The 17,446-nt window shown below is 43.9% G+C and carries 14 protein-coding genes; 6 read left to right on the top strand and 8 right to left on the bottom strand.

The window, feature by feature from the left end:
- Positions 1-6: 6 nt before the first annotated feature.
- Both yfbR and JKP82_RS12260 read right to left on the bottom strand, forming a co-directional pair.
- Positions 7-606 carry a 5'-deoxynucleotidase gene (yfbR, locus tag JKP82_RS12265; RefSeq protein WP_218397199.1) on the bottom strand — a complete coding sequence of 200 codons (600 nt, stop codon included), beginning with the start codon at positions 604-606 and terminating at the stop codon, positions 7-9.
- A gap of 1 nt (position 607) precedes the next feature.
- A complete protein-coding gene (locus tag JKP82_RS12260; RefSeq protein ID WP_159530663.1) occupies positions 608-1,828 on the bottom strand; it encodes a pyridoxal phosphate-dependent aminotransferase in 1,221 nt (406 codons plus the stop codon).
- A 362-nt stretch (positions 1,829-2,190) separates the two neighbouring features.
- On the opposite strand from JKP82_RS12260, the gene JKP82_RS12255 reads away from it, so the two are divergent.
- Entirely contained in the window at positions 2,191-2,985 is a 795-nt protein-coding gene (locus JKP82_RS12255; protein ID WP_159530661.1) for a DUF2189 domain-containing protein, read from the top strand.
- 370 nt (positions 2,986-3,355) lie between these two features.
- Positions 3,356-3,673: a DUF3718 domain-containing protein gene (locus tag JKP82_RS12250; RefSeq protein ID WP_057792150.1), complete on the top strand. Its 318-nt coding sequence runs from the start codon at positions 3,356-3,358 to the stop codon at positions 3,671-3,673.
- Between the two features lie 115 nt (positions 3,674-3,788).
- On the opposite strand, the gene JKP82_RS12245 is transcribed toward JKP82_RS12250, so the two are convergent.
- The 5 genes from JKP82_RS12245 to JKP82_RS12225 form a co-directional block, all read right to left on the bottom strand.
- A complete protein-coding gene (locus tag JKP82_RS12245) occupies positions 3,789-6,911 on the bottom strand; it encodes an efflux RND transporter permease subunit (protein WP_220099936.1) in 3,123 nt (1,040 codons plus the stop codon).
- Positions 6,898-10,272, bottom strand: coding sequence for an efflux RND transporter permease subunit (locus JKP82_RS12240; RefSeq protein ID WP_218397196.1), 3,375 nt, complete (start codon positions 10,270-10,272; stop codon positions 6,898-6,900). The genes JKP82_RS12245 and JKP82_RS12240 overlap by 14 nt, the downstream gene beginning before the upstream one ends.
- Before the next feature lie 23 nt (positions 10,273-10,295).
- Positions 10,296-11,372: an efflux RND transporter periplasmic adaptor subunit gene (locus JKP82_RS12235; protein ID WP_159530657.1), complete on the bottom strand. Its 1,077-nt coding sequence runs from the start codon at positions 11,370-11,372 to the stop codon at positions 10,296-10,298.
- A 185-nt stretch (positions 11,373-11,557) separates the two neighbouring features.
- Complete coding sequence (locus JKP82_RS12230; protein WP_159530655.1) at positions 11,558-11,965, bottom strand: OsmC family protein; 408 nt, start codon at positions 11,963-11,965, stop codon at positions 11,558-11,560.
- Positions 11,966-11,977: 12 nt separating this feature from the next.
- Positions 11,978-12,850 (bottom strand): CvfB family protein, encoded by an 873-nt coding sequence (locus tag JKP82_RS12225; RefSeq protein WP_159530653.1) that lies wholly within the window; start codon positions 12,848-12,850, stop codon positions 11,978-11,980.
- A gap of 65 nt (positions 12,851-12,915) precedes the next feature.
- Between JKP82_RS12225 and JKP82_RS12220 the strand changes: the two genes are divergently transcribed.
- The 4 genes from JKP82_RS12220 (at position 12,916) to JKP82_RS12205 (ending at position 16,275) form a co-directional block, all read left to right on the top strand.
- Positions 12,916-13,644, top strand: coding sequence for a 5-oxoprolinase subunit PxpA (locus tag JKP82_RS12220; protein WP_218397194.1), 729 nt, complete (start codon positions 12,916-12,918; stop codon positions 13,642-13,644).
- Between the two features lie 135 nt (positions 13,645-13,779).
- Positions 13,780-14,484 carry a 5-oxoprolinase subunit B family protein gene (locus JKP82_RS12215; RefSeq protein WP_159530649.1) on the top strand — a complete coding sequence of 235 codons (705 nt, stop codon included), beginning with the start codon at positions 13,780-13,782 and terminating at the stop codon, positions 14,482-14,484.
- Entirely contained in the window at positions 14,474-15,406 is a 933-nt protein-coding gene (locus JKP82_RS12210; protein ID WP_218397192.1) for a 5-oxoprolinase subunit C family protein, read from the top strand. Before JKP82_RS12215 ends, JKP82_RS12210 begins: the two co-directional genes overlap by 11 nt.
- 2 nt (positions 15,407-15,408) lie before the next feature.
- Entirely contained in the window at positions 15,409-16,275 is an 867-nt protein-coding gene (locus JKP82_RS12205) for a D-amino acid aminotransferase (RefSeq protein ID WP_159530645.1), read from the top strand.
- Positions 16,276-16,392: 117 nt separating this feature from the next.
- Here JKP82_RS12205 and JKP82_RS12200 read toward each other — a convergent pair whose 3' ends face one another.
- Positions 16,393-17,400: a LacI family DNA-binding transcriptional regulator gene (locus tag JKP82_RS12200; RefSeq protein WP_159530643.1), complete on the bottom strand. Its 1,008-nt coding sequence runs from the start codon at positions 17,398-17,400 to the stop codon at positions 16,393-16,395.
- Positions 17,401-17,446: the final 46 nt, after the last annotated feature.

The raw sequence follows: 17,446 nt of genomic DNA, 5'->3' as shown, positions 1-17,446 counted from the left end.
CCTTTTTTAAATTTCTTCCTGGGTAATTTCGTCTAAACTGAGCGAAAAACTAGGCACATAACGGGTAAGGAAATAATCGACTTCATCTGAATGGTATTCTTTTAAAATCTTATCTAACCGTTTTTTAGCTAATTTGAATTCTTGGTTTCCTGCTGAAAGTTCTTCTAAGGTTTTCAAATAGGCGCACAGTACATCGGCAGCTTTAACAATAAAGGCTTCTTCTTTAGTGTGAAAATTAGCATCAATCAGTGAGGCGTAATCTTCTTTAAATGCGTCTGGTGCCATGTCGATTAAAATGTTTTCGGCTATCTTTTCAATCTTTTTGTATTCGTGCTTTATGTCTGGATTATAATATTTTACCGGTGTTGGAAGGTCGCCAGTGAGCACTTCAGACACATCATGAAACATCGCAATGGTAGCAATACGTTCTGCGTTTAATGTTCCGCCAAAAAACTTGTTCTTTATTAAGGCGAGGGCGTGAGCCACCATGGCCACTTGTAAACTATGCTCCTGAACGTTTTCGGTGCGTACATTGTGCATAAGCGGCCAGCGATTAATGAGCTTTAATCGGGCAAGGTGAGCAAAAAAATGGCTTTTATCTGACACGTTAAGCGCCTTGTTGATAGTGTTGAAAGAAGTTACCTATACGGTGAAGCGCCGGAACTAGCACATCACTATGAGGTAAAAACACTAAACGGAAATAGATGCCATCTGTCAGATTGAACGCTTTACCGTGTACTAGTAGTATCTTTTCAGCACGCAGCAAATCTAAAATCATCTGCTCATCATTGTTTATATTGAATTTTTTCTCATCAACTCGGGCGAAGCAATACATAGCACCTTTGGGCTTAACGCAGTGTATACCGTCAATACTGTTAAGCATGTCTACCGCTACATCACGCTGAATGCGAAGGCGACCAGTGTCTTTCACTAAGTCATTAATGCTCTGATATCCACCTAACGCGGTCTGGATTGCACTCTGACAAGGTACATTTGCACACATCCTCATAGACGATAAAATATTTAAACCTTCTATATAGTCCCGTGCTAAGCGCTTGTTCCCACTCACTACCAACCAGCCAGAACGAAAGCCCGCTACACGGTAGTTTTTAGACAGTCCGCCAAAGGTAACGAAAAATACATCGTCAGCAAGAGAGGCTATACAGGTGTGCTCGGCATCGTCGTATAAAATTTTATCGTAGATTTCATCGCTAAACACCACTAAGCCATGTTCTCTGGCTAAATCGACAACGTCTTGTAATAGCGCTTTGTCATAAACCGCGCCGGTGGGGTTATTCGGGTTGATAAGTACGATAGCACGAGTCTTACTGGTTATCTTACTCTTGATATCATCTAAATCAGGAAACCAGCCGGCTTGTTCATCACATCGATAGTGTACCGGTGAACCCGAAGATAAGCTTACTGCAGCGGTCCAAAGTGGATAATCTGGGCTTGGGATTAGTACTTCGTCGCCATGATTGAGTAGCGCTTGCATGGCCATCATTATCAATTCACTAACGCCGTTACCAATATAAACATCGTCTACACGAATATGCTGAATGTTGCGCTGTTGATAATATTGCATCACTGCCACACGTGCTGCGTAAATTCCCGTTGAATCTGAATATCCTTGGGAAGTAGGCAGGTTGTGAATAACGTCTTTAAGGATATCGTCGGGGGCTTCAAAGCCAAATGGGGCAGGGTTACCAATATTTAATTTTAAAATACGGTGGCCTTCATCTTCCATTTTTTTAGCTTGTGCCGCAATGGGGCCGCGAATGTCATAACAAACGTTATCTAATTTGTGTGAGCGAGATACAGTTTTCATGGTCTTTCTGGTTAATTTACAGACCTTGAGGTTAACGTAAACCACATACCCTTGCGAAGCCTAATTTAGCGCTAAACGTGAAAAATATTTCGATTTGGTTAAAAAGCGTGCGGGGAATTGAGGTTTGCATCATAAAATTGGTCGGAAATACCTAAAAAGTGATTGATAAACACAATATTAAAAAAAACTTCATAGAGTAAACTTACCAATTAACAGCTAATTAGAAATAGAAACTCATCAAAAAGGCTAAAATCTTGTTAATTAATTGTAAAATTAAGTGAATCGGCCTATCGTATAAGTACGGCGCATTAGGATGGGCGCGCCAACACCTTTTACGTGTAATAGCAGAGGTAATTCTCATTATGTCGCACCATTTTAAAGAAACCCCAGAAAATGCGATAACTCAAAGCGGTATTGCAAGGGTAATCCCTTGTAAGGAACTCGATATAGGCGATCCTATAAAATGGCTTTCACTTGGTTTGCGCGACGCTATGCGCACGCCTATTTTAACCGCGGTATATGGCGTTATGTTTGCCGTTATTCCTTGGTTCATAATGTACCTAGTAGAGATGACAGGCTGGCACTTGGTGATAATGCCCGCCATAGTGTGTTTTATGTTGATTGGTCCGTTCTTGGCTGCAGGTTTATATGATATAAGTTGGGAATTGGAAAAAGGGCACAAGCCTACCTTTATGCATTCATTGCGCGCCATGCGAAGAAATGCAGTGAATGAATGGGGGTTTGGTATTTTGCTAATGGTGATGATGATATTTTGGCTGCGGGTGGCTTCGCTCATTCACGCACTATATCCGTCGAATATAGAAACCACCCTTCAGAGTTTAATGCCATTTCTGGTACTGGGCTCGATAGTGGGGGCAGGTTTCACCTTAGCCATGCTATTTGTTACAGCCTTCACTCAACCTATATTAATGGAACGTAAGGTCGATTTAGCCACGGCGTTACTCACCAGTGTTAACGCGGTATGGGTAAATAAAGTTCCCATGCTCATATGGGGCGCCATTATATTTACGGCGGTGGCTATTGGCTTCGTTACAGGCTTCGTTGGCTTTATCATATTAATGCCGCTAATCGGTTATGCATCGTGGCACGCATATATCGACGCTATTTCGACTAAGCGTGCAAGAAAATATGACTAAAATGTAGTTTTATTACAACAAAGTTGGGCGGGGTAACGGGGTTTTATCTCATTGCTCTGCCTTTTTTTGTGAAAATTTCATACATCAGGCTTTTATTTGTACAAGAATAGACAAAAGTATTAGACCTTTTTAATAGTAAAAAGCTCACAGCTATAACGAACCGTTATAAATCAAACTAATAACTCTTTATAAATCAGGTGTGTAGTTTGTTAATGACTTAGTAACATTCTGATTTACCGTTAGTTTACTCGCCTTATACAATCTTTAAACAGCATTAATTTCCATTTTAGGTCATAAATAAAGGGCACTCAGGGAATTCCTTCCTTGAACTGCTTTTACCGAGTTTGCCAAAACCTTTGAGGATCTAATGATGAAATTACTTAAGACTTTAGCTGCTACTGCTGCACTAGCTTTTGCTGTTAATGCTAACGCTGCGCCAGAAAAAGACGTTCGTTTTGTAGGCGAAACACAATTTTCAGGCTTCTGTAAAGCGGTTGTACTTGATGATATTAAAGTATTACGTTCAAACCTTGCCCGTAACGTAGGTCGTATTGGTGCTAGCCAACGTGAAGTATTACGCATGGTTACTGCAGAAGACGGTTTAACATGTAACGGTGTTAACTTAATCAAGTTCTCTGTTGAGCGTGATGCCAACTCAGTTCACGAATACCTAACGTCACGTAGTTAATTGTGCGTTTACTAAGTTAGCGGGTGGCTGTGCTGTTATGTTTTATCAGCAGAAACACCCGCTACGTAAGTAATGCTTAACACTATTTACGGCTTAGTCATCGTAACTACACTATTCACACTTTAATAAGTTTAGCTATTCTAGCTTGTCCGTTGACTATCATTCGCTGAGTATTAAAACGCAGCTTGAGTAGCAACACATAAGCAAGTGGTACCAAAAATAAACTGGTCATGGTAGAGAACACTAGCCCACCAATAATGGCAATGGCCATTGGCGAGTAAGGCGGTCCGTCGCCACCTATTCTTGTTGCACCCATAGCAAGGGGCACTAAGCCTAGAACAGTTGTTGCTACCGTCATTAAAATGGGGCGAATGCGAGATTGTGCGCCTTGCACAACGGCGTCATAAAGGGTTATCCCCTCATTAACCAGTTGATTAATTCTATCGACTAATACAATCCCATTATTCACCACAATACCCATGAGAATTAGCATGCCAATCATGCCCATTATCGACATGGATGTACCCGTGACCATAAAGGCCCAAAAGACGCCGGTAAATGAAAAGAGTAACGACGTAATCACCGAGGTAGGTAGCACTAGCGATTCAAACAGCGCCGCCATCACCACATAAATCATGCACAAAGCGAGCAGCATATTCATTTGCATCACCCCATTGGCCTCATCTTGGCGTGAAAAGCTGCCATCTAGTGTCCACTGGTAACCCGTGGGGAGTTCGATATGGGCTAGTGCCTGTTGAATACGCTCTTTGGCTTCTTCTATAGTGGCATCATCTTCCAAATTTGCGCCTATATCTAACGCCGTTTGTCGGTAGCTTCGATTTATCTGCGAAAGTTGCTGCTCAACCGAAAAATCCGCCACCATAGCAAGGGTGATTGCCCGGTCTTGGTTAAACCCAATATTAATATGCTTAAGAGCATCCAATGATTTTTGAACATCACTGCCGTAGCGAAGCTGAACATTCACTTCACCTGCATCACCATATCGAAATGTGCGTAAATTCGCGCCTCTTAATGCCGTAGCCACAAGCTGGGCTACGTCACTCACTTGAATTCCTAACCTATTCGCCTTTTCTCTATCAATTCGAATCTGAAGTTCGTCACGTTTAGAGCCAGTATCGGCTTTCACATCGGTGAGTCCATCAATATTAGCGAGTATAGGGATAAGGCGTTCTGATATTTCTAGCAAGGTATCTGAAGATTCGCCCAACAAGGTAATACGCACACCGCCGCCGTTACCACTGTCCCATTGAAATGATGGTCGAGCTCTAACGAAGGCAGGCATGTTTTCTCGAATATCTTCTTTAATCGTACCCACACTCACAGGGAGATCGTCGTTTAGGGTTATTCCACTTACTGCATGCCCTGGCGTGAAATAGGTATAAACTTGTTTAATGTGGAAGCGTTTTTGGTTTTCATATAAAAACGCCTCCATTTTATCCACCGTTTTTTCTACTTCATCAAGCGTGTAGTTCTGAGTAACGTGATAATTTAGCCAAATTCGTTCTTGATTATCGTTACCTTCATCATCGGAGGTAACGACCTGCATAGGAATAGCAGTAGAAAGCAAAATACCTAATGCAATCAGTGATGTTTTTCCTTGGTTTACCATTACCCAAGACAGTATTCGACCATATCGCGTGATATAGCCAGGCGTGCTGTCTTCTTTCGCTTCAGGAATCGCTATTTTTGTAGTAAGTAAAGGGATTAAGGTTTTGGCAATAAACAACGAGGCGAAAAGCGAGATACAAATGGCGATGGCGACGTGCTCTAAAAATATCGTTACATCAATTTTCACGCCCACAATGTTAGGTAAAAATACAATAGCGGTAGTGGCGGTTCCTGCAATAACGGCCAAGCTGACACTGTTAACTCCACGCTGGGTGGCGCGGCTAATATGGTTATCTTGTTGTCGTTCTTGAAAGATACTTTCGGTAATAACCACCGCATTATCAACCAACATACCTACTGCTAACATCAAGCCCATCAGAGACAAGATATTTAGGGTGTAGCCCATCAAGTACATCACTCCCAATGTAATGCAGATTGAGAATGGAACTGACAGTACGACAATGAGAGTTGTGGTAAGCTGGCGCAAAAATAAATACAGCACCACGATAGAAAGTAATGCACCTAACAATCCAGCACTGAGCAAATCAGACAGCGATGAGGTGACGCTTTTTGCCACATCGTCCATAACAAACAGGTTAATACCCGTAAACGCAGGGTCAGACTTGGCTTCCTCTATCACTTTCATAACGTCAGAGGAAACTTCGACTAAATTGCTACCAGACTCTCTGAATATATTAAACCCAACCGCAAAGGTTCTATCTAGGTGGCGGCCTTCGCTTTGCTCGGGCAATTCAAAGCTGATTGTGGCAATGTCGGACAAACGCACATTGGGTGAAACCCACATGTTTTCGAAATTGGCCATATCGGTAAATTCCCCAACGGGATTAACCAGTATTTTCTCGCCGTTGTCATACATGTAGCCTGCGGTTAACGAAAAGTTGGCGTTTTGAAGCTTTTGCCCCAATGCAGTGACATCCACTTGATAGGCCGTCATTAATTTCGGATCTAACCGAATAGTAATTTGCCTTTTGAGAGTGCCGTATAGTTCAACCTTAGACACACCAGCAACGCGCTCAATAGGGCGCTTTAAATTACGCTCTAATAAGTCATACGCGAGGGATAAGTCACGATCGCTCGAAACGCGGAGTTGAAAAATGGGCATATCATTGGTGTTGAATTTGTACACCATGACACGCTCTACATCAGCAGGAAGTAAGTGGCGAATAGCGTCAATTTTTTCCCTGGCTTCTACGCCCTTTGCCTTAAGGTTTTCATCCCAATCAAACTCAACAATGATTTCCGCTTTGTTTTCATACGACCTTGCCCGCAATCGTTTAATACCCGACATGGTGGCGATGGCTTCTTCCACCGGGCGGGTGATCATGGTTTCAATTTCTACCGGCGTAGCATCGGGGTAGGGCACTTCAACTACCATTTCAGGAATGTCTATGCCAGGGAATTTCTCCAGGGGCAACAACTTTCCAGACACTGCGCCAAATAACAACATGGAAATAAACACCATGCCTATAGTCACTGGGCGGTTTAACGCAAAGCGTGCTAGTGCCGCGCCAATGCCATTGATAGTATTTTCAGTGGGCTTATCAGGTTGCGTAGCGCCCTTGTTATGCTCATCGTTAGGCGTTTTCATAGGCGCCTCCCGAAACGTCTGCCCCTTGGTTTTTTTCTACCACAGTCGAGACCTTTTTATCGAAAAGGCTGTAAAGCACGGGCAGCAATATTAGGGTAAGCAAGCTAGAAAATAGCAATCCGAAAATTACGGTAATGGCCATAGGTGTGCGTATTTCAGCGCCTTCACCTAATCCAAACGCCATGGGCATCAAGCCTAAAATGGTCGTCAGGGTTGTCATCACAATGGGGCGTAAACGGGTTTTTCCTGCATCGATGATGGCTGCGTTTTTTTCCATGCCGTTAGCACGTAATTGGTTAATGCGATCAACAAGCACAATGGCGTTGTTAACCACTATACCGCAAAGCATAATCAGCCCGATGAAAACCACTACGTTCAATGGTGTATTGGTAAGCCATAGGCCGTACACAGAACCTGCACCAGCAAGGGGAACCGCAAACAGTATAAGCAGTGGATGAAGTAGTGATTCAAATTGCGACGCCATCACCAAGTACACCATGAAAATAGCCAACGCTAAGGCAAATTGCAGCGACCTGAAGCTATCTTGCATATCCTCACTTTGCCCAGTCACTGTGGCATCCATCGACAAAGGTAACTGTGTATCGTTAAGCACCTTATTGACCAATGAAACGGCCTCATCTAGCTTCCCTTTTGCTAAATTCGCGGAAATTAATGCCACCCGTTGCTGCCCAATGCGCGTAATTTCACTGGGCCCTACACTCATGTAAACATCGGCAACGGCACCAAGGGGAATAGGCTGTGATGAGTCAGGGTTCACGACAATGGCGCGTACATCATTGATGTTGTCGCGCTGACTGTCTTTGGTACGCACGAGTACATCAACCTTTCTATCTTCGAGGCTGTATTGTGTGGCAACGCGGCCACCAATTTTAGCGGCAATTAAAGACGACACCGTGGCAGCATCAAGGCCTAAACGAGACAGCTTGGCATGATGAAACTCAATTTTTAGTTCTGGGTTACCTTCACGAATACTGGTAGAAATATCGGTGAAATTGTCATGTGTACTTAATTCGTGGGCAATTTTATCGCTATACGTTTGAAGTTGGCGTAAATCATAGCCACTCACTTCAACTTGAATAGGCGAGGCAAAGGTAAAGAGTTCTGGCTCAGTAAAGGTAGCTTGAACATTTGGGTAACGGTTAAGTGCGTCGCGTAGAGCGGTCTTTACGTTATCCATATTGCTACTCGCATTTTTGCTTTCGCTCGAGCTTGTATTGGCATTAGGGGCCATTACGATGTTGAGTCTTCCCCAGTGATCGCCACCTTGGCTAGGCGCGGCACTAATTAAACTTCCGGTACCCGACATGGCGTAAGTTCTTGCTACGTTTGAATCTGCCGATGCTATTGCCGATAAGTTCGATAACGTTGCATCAGTTGTGCTTAGGGGGGTACCCGCTGGTAGGGTAATATCTATCGAGAATTCACCTTGCGACATAGTGGGAATAAGCTCCATACCCAGTTTAGGGACAAGGAAGAGCGCACCACCCGCTGAAACTAAGGCTATCATGACCACAAGTGTTCTAGCCTTCAAGCTTGCAATTAAGGCTTGGTGATACACTTTTTCCAGACCATTAAAACCTTTGTTAAATAACCACACTAAGGGCGTAAACAACAACGACAAGCCCTTGGCAAGAATATGCCATGCACCAATCACTAAGGTAATTAGCGCAGCCGGCAAATAAACGAACACAAAGCGAAGTAACATTGCAAAAGGCCATTTTACGACATAGCCAATTTTCCCTAGCAAGGTCGTGGGGCGGGCTTTTGTGGGTGATGAAAAAGTATCTTCGTGTGCAAGCTGCGTTTTTTGCTTTCTTCGCGCCATGGCGGGAATAAGTGTGAGCGCGACAACTAACGAGGCGGCGAGTGCAAAACTGACGGTTAGCGCTTGATCTCTAAATAGCTGACCGGCAATGCCTTCTACAAAAATAAGCGGCACAAATACGGCCATAGTGGTTAGTGTAGAAGCAACAATGGCACCCGATACTTCCTTAGTGCCTGATGCGGCAGGATCGTCAGCCAAAACAGGAGTACTGTGACTAATATCACCATGAGCATTGTTTGCCAACATGGCTTGTTTACGTTTTTTGTGGCGGTCGATGTTTTCTAACACCACAATACTGTTATCGACAAGCAAACCCACAGCCAGTGCAATCCCCCCTAAACTCATCATGTTTAGGCTTATATCGTTGGCATACATCAGGTTGAAGGTGGCAATAACCGAGACAGGAATAGACACAGAGATGATCACTGTAGTCCAAAAATCCTTAAGAAATAGATATAACACTAGCATGGCAAGTAAGCCGCCCATAATAGCCGCTGACTTAACATTATCGATAGCTTGTTTTATGAAAACACTCTGATCGTATATTTGCGTCAGTGTGTAATTCGCAGGAATGTCATTCTCAATTTCACTAAGGCGGGAGGCTATTTGCTTTGCTACATCAACTGCATTTGCATCGCCTTCTTTGTAAATCGCAATTTCAACCCCTTCACTGCCATTGAAGCGAGTTACCACACTGCGATCTTTATAAGCACCCTCTACCGTCGCCACATCTTTTAATTGAATATTTCTACCTTCAAAGCGGCCAATAAACAGGTTCTCTATTTCCGTTAGGTTTTCGAATTGATTCAGTGTGCGCACTAAGAACGCTTGGGCATCGCCTTCAATACGACCACCCGCGGCGTTCACATTTTCGGCTTTAATACGATCAATAATACGGGTAATAGGGATAGATAACTGACTGGCTTTACGTTGGTCGATAAGAATGTGTACTTCGTTTTCAAGGCCACCGCCAACACGCACAGCTGCCACACCCTCAACAGATTCGAGGGCGCGTTTCACTTGTTGCTCGCCGTATAACCGTAGCCTTTTCATTTGGGTGGTAGACAGTTGGCCAGTGAGTACATCTTCTGTGAGCCCTAGTTTGATAACCGGATCTAAACTTGGGTTAAAGCGCAACAGACGAGGCTTTTCAATGTCGAGAGGGAGTTGAAGCACATCAAGCTTTTCGCGCACTTCTAAACTCGCGAAATCCATATCTGTGCCCCATCTAAACGCCATCACCACGTCTGATTGGCCAGCACGTGAAGTAGAAGTTACTTTTCTTACCCCTTTTACTACGCCAATGGCTTCTTCAATAGGTTTAGAAACAAGTTGTTCCACTTCGCCTGGAGCAGCACCCGTGTAATCGGTTCTAATGGTTAGCGTGGGGTAGGAGAGGTCTGGCAGTAAATTTACCGATAACCGACCTAATGAGACCATACCAAACAACAGTACAGCAAAAGTAAACATAGACACGGCAACCGGGCGTTTAACCGCTATATCAACAATACGCATGGTATATCCTTTTTATAGCGGGCTTAGCCGTTAACGACATCAACAGGGGCTTGGTCTTTTAGGTTTTGGTGGCCAGCAGTAACCACTTTTTCATCACCTTGTAAGCCGCTTAATACCTCAATCATTTCATCCTGTTCAAAGCCAGTCACAATGTCGACTTTTGTGGCTATATTGTCTTTAACAACAAAGACGCTATGTTGGTTGTCCATGGTAATAAGGGCACGTCGAGGAAGTAGCGTAGCGCTATTGTGAAGTGCATACTCAAGGGCTACGTCAGTGAACATGCCCGCTTTTAATACGTGTTTTTCATTTGGCACCGCAAGGGTAACTTTAAACGTGCCGGTGGTTGCATCAATAACAGGGCTAATGCGCTCTACTGATGCCATTAACGATTTATTGCCAAGTGCAGCAATAATAAGGGTGGCGGGTTGACCTACCGCCACATTCTGCAATTCATTTTCAGGTAAATACACCACACCTTGTAAATTCTGCTGCTGCACAATATGAAACATGCGCTCTCGCTGGAAAGATTCAGTCAAGTTACCTACTTTGGCGTTTCGAGAAGCGATAAAACCGCTAATAGGGGCAGTAATGGTGGTTTCTTTTAAATCTAGTTCAGCAAGATGAACCGACGCTTTGGCTGATTCGTATTGGGCGGTTAGTTTGTCGTAAGTATCAACGCTGATAAGGTTCTTAGAATACACTTTGTTTACTTTATCTAATTCACGCTCTAAACCGGTTAAATCTGCCTTTGCCTTCGCAAGGTTGAGTTCGTATCTGCGTTTGTCTAATTGCGCTAGAATTTGACCTTTTTCAACGTAGTCGCCTTCTTCTACCACTATCTGTTCAATTATGCCGGAAGCCCTTGCTACCACAAACGCTTCTTCTCTCGCTTCCAAAATAGCAGTGGTTGTATAAGTGGAACTAATTGAGCCATTGGTTACCACAGCGGCTTCTACCGGGATTGCGATCACCGTTTCAGCGATGTCTTCGGTTGGGTTTATAGCGTCGGCGTCGGTACACGCACCTAGTAGCAAAGATAAAGAAAGTATGCCGCCAGTAAGGGACAGTGTGCGAAGAGAGTTAAACGAAGCGTCCATGGTTAAATACCTGATTGTTGTCGTTAATTATTAGAGTAATACCAATTTACAGCAGCAACCATGCCAGTAAATGTAAGAAGATATTTATTCTTTAACAATCAGGTGGTTAGATTGGTTTTTGTGGGGGAATAAAAAAGGGCCATCAATCTCTGATAGCCCTTTACACTAATAGGTGGTGTATTAGCCTAATTGTGTGTGGATTCAACTAAAGTATAGCTGGTGGTGATCTCCACATTGCCGGTTAGCATCAACATAACCGAGCAGTATTTTTCAGTAGAAAGTTGTACTGCACGCGCTAATGCTTTCTCGGTCACGCTGCTCGCTACCACAGTGTAGTGGGCATGAATTTTTGTAAACACGCGAGGGGCGTCATCAGCACGATCGGCTTCTAGTTCACATTCACAGCTTTCAATTTCGTGGCGGCCTTTTTTAAGGATCTCTACCACATCAATACTGGAGCATGCGCCAACAGCTAATAATACTGACTCCATTGGTGATATTGCATTTCCACTACCGTCCATGACGGTCTTATACCCACTGTCGGTAGTACCGGTGAAAGTGAGGTCTTTATCCCATGAAACTTGTGCTTTCATTTCGTATCCTGCTTACGATTGGGTGAGACGAACGGCGTCTGCGCCAATGGTGATTTTCTTTTGTTTGTACAATGCGCCTAACGCTTTTTTATACGCGGCTTTACTCACATTAAAATGCTGGTAAATGGCATCGGGCGGACTTTTGTCCGTTAAGGTTGAAATACCACCGTGGGCGTCCAAATCATCTAAGATGGCTTGCTGCAAGGCATCACGGGTTTCCTTATCATGACGCTGTAACACCACATCAATCTTGCCATCTTCACGAATGGTTTTGACTACGCCATCGGTAGATTGCCCTACTTTAAGCGGTTTGAATGCATCGCTATGGAAAATTAGGCCTAGGGCTTTTTCGTTCAATACCACTTTAAAGCCTAAGTCAGATTTGGCATAAACCAAACAACTCACATTTTCACCTTCGCTAAGATAGGCGCTACCTTCTTTAAGGAAGTAGTGCAAACGAGTTGCACCTAAAATTCGATTTGTTTTTTCATCAAAGAAAGCGTGAACAACATAATACATGCCGGGATCTATAGGCGATTCTTGATAATCGGCGGGTATGAGTAAGTCGTTCTCTAGGCCCCAGTCGAAGAATGCACCGAAATGTGTAGCCGAGACTGCTTTGAGTACCTTGGTTTCACCTACTTGTATGCGCGGTGGCTTCAAGGTAGCAAACAAATCGCCGCGCTGATCGGTAGCCACAAACACATCTAGGGTTTGTTCCACTTCCAGCGACGTGGTTACTTCGTCGTGAGGTAAGGTTACAGTAGGCATATCTTCACTACTGTAGTCGGTTTCATCTACATTATCGGTAAGTGGTGCTAGCGCATAGCCAAACGGATATTCGGCGACCACTTTTAATGTATTAATTTTTCCAATATTTATCATTAACACTGACTTTTAAAAAAGAACAGGTAACATGATATCGGATTGAGGTTAAGAGCTAAACACTTATGAAGTTAAATTGCGATTTAGGTGAAAGTTTCGGTGCATGGCAAATGCCTGTAGATGCCGACATTATGAAATTTATCGATCAAGCGAATATTGCGTGCGGCTTTCATGCCGGTGATCCCGTGGTGATGAAACAAGCGTTGTATCTGGCTAAAAACAGTAATGTGGAAATAGGTGCACACCCATCTTATCCCGATTTACAAGGGTTTGGACGTCGAAGTCTCGCTATGCCGATAAAAGAACTGATAGCCTGTATTCAATATCAAGTCAGTGCATTGATGGGGATGGCAAGTATTGTCGGGGTGCCAGTGAGTTATGTGAAACCCCATGGTGCGCTATACAACGACATGATGCTTGACCCTCAAGTGCGTACTGCGGTCATGCAAGCTGTGGGGAGTATTAACAAAGGCCGGTTGGGGTTGATGGTGCAATCTCACGCACACAATGAAGCGCTGGTGCTTGAATCACAAGAATATGGATTGGCGTTAATATTCGAAGCGTTTTCAGATCGTCGCTATACCGATGAAGGTTTTTTGCAGCCTCGCTCACAAGAAGGCGCGGTGTTAACCGCCGCAGAAGCGCTAACCCAAGCGAAGCTTTTGATTGAAGATGGGGAAGTCATCACCGTTAGCGGGCAAAGACTGCCATTGCAGGCTGACACACTGTGCGTACATGGCGATACCGCAGGTGCTGTAGACATTGCGCAGCAAATTCGTGCATGCATGAAATAGACGGTGTGCAGGCATAAGGAAAAGTAGAAGCTAAAGCACAAGAAATAACACCAAGTGAAATTACCTTTTACTCATTAAATCATGTGAATGCCTTAACTTCGCCATAATTTCACCCTTTTTACTAAGGATATTACTATGCATCCCTTTGGGGATATTAAGCAGATAGTACCTGCAGGTTTAGATGCCATACTTTTGTACTTCGCGGGCGATACGGTAGATATCGCCAATGCGCGATGTCAGCATTGGTTACACACCATCACAAATTTGATGTTTCCATGGCTGAAAGAATGCGTTCCAGCCTACGATTCTTTGCTGTTGGTGTTTGATGCTCATAAAGTGGATAGCCATTATGTTTATCAGATGCTTCGTTCGCTGGCAGCGCAAGATGCAAGCATGAGTATAAGTAGTACGGGTGGTATTAGCGTGAAAACTCATGAAATACCTGTGTGGTACGGGGCAGAATCGGCAAACGACTTAGCTTTGGTTAGCCAGAAAACGGGGTTAAGTGAGCAGGATGTTATTGATGCTCACATCAGCATGACTTACAAAGTTTACGCTGTGGGCTTTGCGCCAGGCTTTGCTTATATGGGGCATGTACCTGAAACGTTGCACTGCGCAAGATTAGAAACGCCTAGAAAGCAGGTGCCCAAAGGAGCGGTTGCTATTGCCGACGCGCAAACCGCTATTTATCCTTCGTCATCGCCTGGCGGCTGGCACTTGTTGGGTTTATGCCCACTGAACTTGGTGGATACCAGCCATAACGCGCTTTTAAAAGTGGGTGACAATGTAAAGTTCGCGCCTATTACAGAACAGGAATTCAGAGACTTGCATGAAGGTTAGTGTTGAAAAAAATGGTTTGCTGAGCCTAATTATCGACAGCGGTCGGCAAGGTAAACAACATCAAGGCTTCTGTCAGTCAGGCCCCATGGATGAAGATGCCTATTGGTGGGCAAATTATTTGGCTGGTAACCAAGAAGGTACGCCCTGTATTGAAATTATAGGGTGCGCAGAATTTGTATGTGATACCAATGCGCAGGTGGCTGCCACGGGGCGCAGTGTGGTTTGCCTGGTAAATAATCAGTCAGTTTCTCCATTTGAAACTATCTTTGTGAAAGCGGGTGATCGGGTATCGATTGACAGTGAACACATGGGCAGTAAAGCCTATCTTGCAATACACGGTCGGTGGCAAGTACCTTCACCTTTAGGCAGTGCGTGCACGGTCTTGCGCGAAGGCATAGGCGGCCTTGAAAATAAAGGCGCACCGTTAGGGGTTGGCGATACCATCAATATTGAAACCCCAACAATACAAAGTGCTCACAGGGCTCTTGCACCGAAGCACTGGCCGCGATACGACTTAAGTCAGCCCTTAGCGCTTATCCTAGGCTATCAAGAAGAGAAGTTTAGCTCGTCTGAAAAAGGGCGATTGTTTTTGAGTGAGTACACGGTAACAACAAATATTAATCGTATGGGCTATCGACTGTCTGGTTCACCCATACATAGCAATATGACTAAAATGCGTTCTGAAGCAATACATATCGGAGCGATGCAAATTCCGCCCGACGGACAACCAATTGTGATGATGCGAGACAGACAAACCTTAGGCGGTTATCCGAAGCTTGGCAGTGTAAGTTTGCTTGATGTTAATCGTTTAGCGCAAGCCGTGCCGGGGGAAACTGTTACTTTCATGAGTCAGCATTACGACGATGCTCGCGCCGCATTTTTATTAAATTGGCAAAAACGACTTCGCCTTACAGGAGAATAAGAGTGACCATTGCATTTTTAAACGGTGAGTTTATGCCGTTATCAGAAGCTAAAATTTCCCCCATGGACCGAGGCTTTTTATTCGGTGATGGTATTTACGAAGTTATTCCCACTTACCATGGTAAAGCGGTTGGCATGACCGGCCACTTAAGCAGAATGCGCGATGGATTGGCGGCTATTTCTATAACTAACCCTTACAGTGCACAGCAGTGGCAGCAAAACCTAGACGGGCTTATCGACGCCAATGCCAGCTATCTCCCAAGCGGAAACATTGGCGTGTATTTTCATATTAGTCGTGGAACGGACACCAAGCGTTATCATGCCTACCCGCAAAAAATAACGCCTACCGTATTTGGTTTTGCCTTTGAAATTGCACCAGCTCAACCACTAGAGGCAGCCAATGTTAAGCCCTTTAAGGTGGCGCTTGAAGAAGACAAGCGCTGGCAGCGATGCCATATCAAATCAACCTCATTGTTAGGTAATGTGATGCATTTTCAGGCGGGGGTAGATAGTGGTGTGCAAGAAACTATTTTGCACAACAGTGACGGCATTATCACTGAGGCGAGCTCTTGCAACGTGTTCATGGTAAAAGATAATGCCATTTTTACCCCACCATTAGACAACCAGCTGTTGCCCGGAATTACCCGTCAAATAGCGTTAGAAGCATTTAAACGAGCGGGTTTGGCAGTAGAAGAAAAGTGGTTTACTAAGGAAGATTTATTCAATGCAGATGAAGTATGGTTAACCTCGTCAAGCAAAGAAATTGCCCCTGTCATTGAAGTTGATGGTAAAACCATTGGTACTGGTGAAGTAGGGCAGATGTGGGAGAAAGCCATAAAGGCTTATCACAATTATAAGTTTGAGGCTTAGGGCATAGAGTTAAAAACTAAAGGCTTAAAACGAAACGCTTGATGTTTTAAGCCTGAACATAAGTCATTTAACACTGCTGCAAAATGAAGGATAGGGAAGCGCAAGCAGGCAAAATGCCTAGGCGGTTTCCCTTAACTTAATGTGATAGGGGAACACTTTGCTTGTTTCGCTTACACTTTTACCTTCAATAATTGATATCAATGATCGGGTGGCTAATTCAGCCATCTCCCTTCTTGGTGTAGATACCGTGGTAAGGGAAGGGTAAATAGCTTTCGCAAAGCTCAAATCGTTGAAACCACATATATCAATGTCTTTTCCAGGTTTTATTCCCCTGCGATTACATTCCATTACAGCTCCGGCTGCAAGTTCATCACTAACAAAAAATAGGGCATCTAAGTCTGGCCATTTATGAAGCGATTCCACTAGCAATTCAGCGCCCGCTTGAAATGAGGCGTCAGCACGTGACTGAAGGCACATATCATCTTGCAACTGTGCATTATGAAGGGCTTGCTCCCAGCCTCGTTTTCTAAGTACAGCACGCCAATCAAGCAGCAATGAACAAAAAGCAATTTTCTTTCTGCCCTTCACGTTTACTAAATAGTCCGTCATTTCTTTTGCCGCATTGAAATGATCTACACCATAGTTAATATCAAAAGTAGACTCCGACATATCCATAATTTCCGCAACCGGCGCATCGGTGGTTTTTAACATTCTTATCGTTTCGTCGGTATGACGACTAGAAGTGAGAATAAACCCCGAAACCGCTTGCTGAATATAGGATTCAACAATTCGTTCCTCCCCTAACGCTGAATAGGTAGAGTCACCAATCATTAATGCATAGCCAAGTTCATCAGCAACCGCTTTTACGCCTGAAACTACATCATTAAAAACATTGTTTCCAAATGAAGGGAGTAGCAACGCAATTGTTTTATTGTTTTGAATAGATAAACTTTGTGCTGCACGGTTGGGGATGTAATTTAATTCCTTAGCCGCTTTCTTTATTTTCAGCGATAACGCTTTAGAAATACTACTTGAATCTTTAAGTGCGCGAGAAACGGTAGTTTTGTGAATACCTAAATGTGCGGCGATGTCTGAAATGGTTGTGCGTTTTTTAATATTTTTCATAGGGTAGATTCATTTTTTATTATTGTTGCACAGTTTACTTATTTCA

It is taken from the genome of Alteromonas lipotrueae (assembly GCF_019249215.1).
GTDB lineage: Bacteria > Pseudomonadota > Gammaproteobacteria > Enterobacterales > Alteromonadaceae > Alteromonas > Alteromonas lipotrueae.
Note: the sequence above shows the minus strand (reverse complement) of the source record. Positions and strands in the feature narration are given on the sequence as shown.

What these genes read in the sequence shown, in the direction of transcription:
- JKP82_RS12240 (WP_218397196.1), bottom strand. Translation starts at nt 10,272, where the DNA reads ATGCGTATTGTTGATATAGCGGTTAAACGCCCGGTTGCCGTGTCTATG.
- JKP82_RS12260 (WP_159530663.1), bottom strand. Translation starts at nt 1,828, where the DNA reads ATGAAAACTGTATCTCGCTCACACAAATTAGATAACGTTTGTTATGAC.
- JKP82_RS12255 (WP_159530661.1), top strand. Translation starts at nt 2,191, where the DNA reads ATGTCGCACCATTTTAAAGAAACCCCAGAAAATGCGATAACTCAAAGC.
- JKP82_RS12220 (WP_218397194.1), top strand. Translation starts at nt 12,916, where the DNA reads ATGAAGTTAAATTGCGATTTAGGTGAAAGTTTCGGTGCATGGCAAATG.
- JKP82_RS12215 (WP_159530649.1), top strand. Translation starts at nt 13,780, where the DNA reads ATGCATCCCTTTGGGGATATTAAGCAGATAGTACCTGCAGGTTTAGAT.
- JKP82_RS12200 (WP_159530643.1), bottom strand. Translation starts at nt 17,400, where the DNA reads ATGAAAAATATTAAAAAACGCACAACCATTTCAGACATCGCCGCACAT.
- JKP82_RS12245 (WP_220099936.1), bottom strand. Translation starts at nt 6,911, where the DNA reads ATGAAAACGCCTAACGATGAGCATAACAAGGGCGCTACGCAACCTGAT.
- JKP82_RS12235 (WP_159530657.1), bottom strand. Translation starts at nt 11,372, where the DNA reads ATGGACGCTTCGTTTAACTCTCTTCGCACACTGTCCCTTACTGGCGGC.
- JKP82_RS12230 (WP_159530655.1), bottom strand. Translation starts at nt 11,965, where the DNA reads ATGAAAGCACAAGTTTCATGGGATAAAGACCTCACTTTCACCGGTACT.
- JKP82_RS12250 (WP_057792150.1), top strand. Translation starts at nt 3,356, where the DNA reads ATGAAATTACTTAAGACTTTAGCTGCTACTGCTGCACTAGCTTTTGCT.
- JKP82_RS12225 (WP_159530653.1), bottom strand. Translation starts at nt 12,850, where the DNA reads ATGATAAATATTGGAAAAATTAATACATTAAAAGTGGTCGCCGAATAT.
- JKP82_RS12210 (WP_218397192.1), top strand. Translation starts at nt 14,474, where the DNA reads ATGAAGGTTAGTGTTGAAAAAAATGGTTTGCTGAGCCTAATTATCGAC.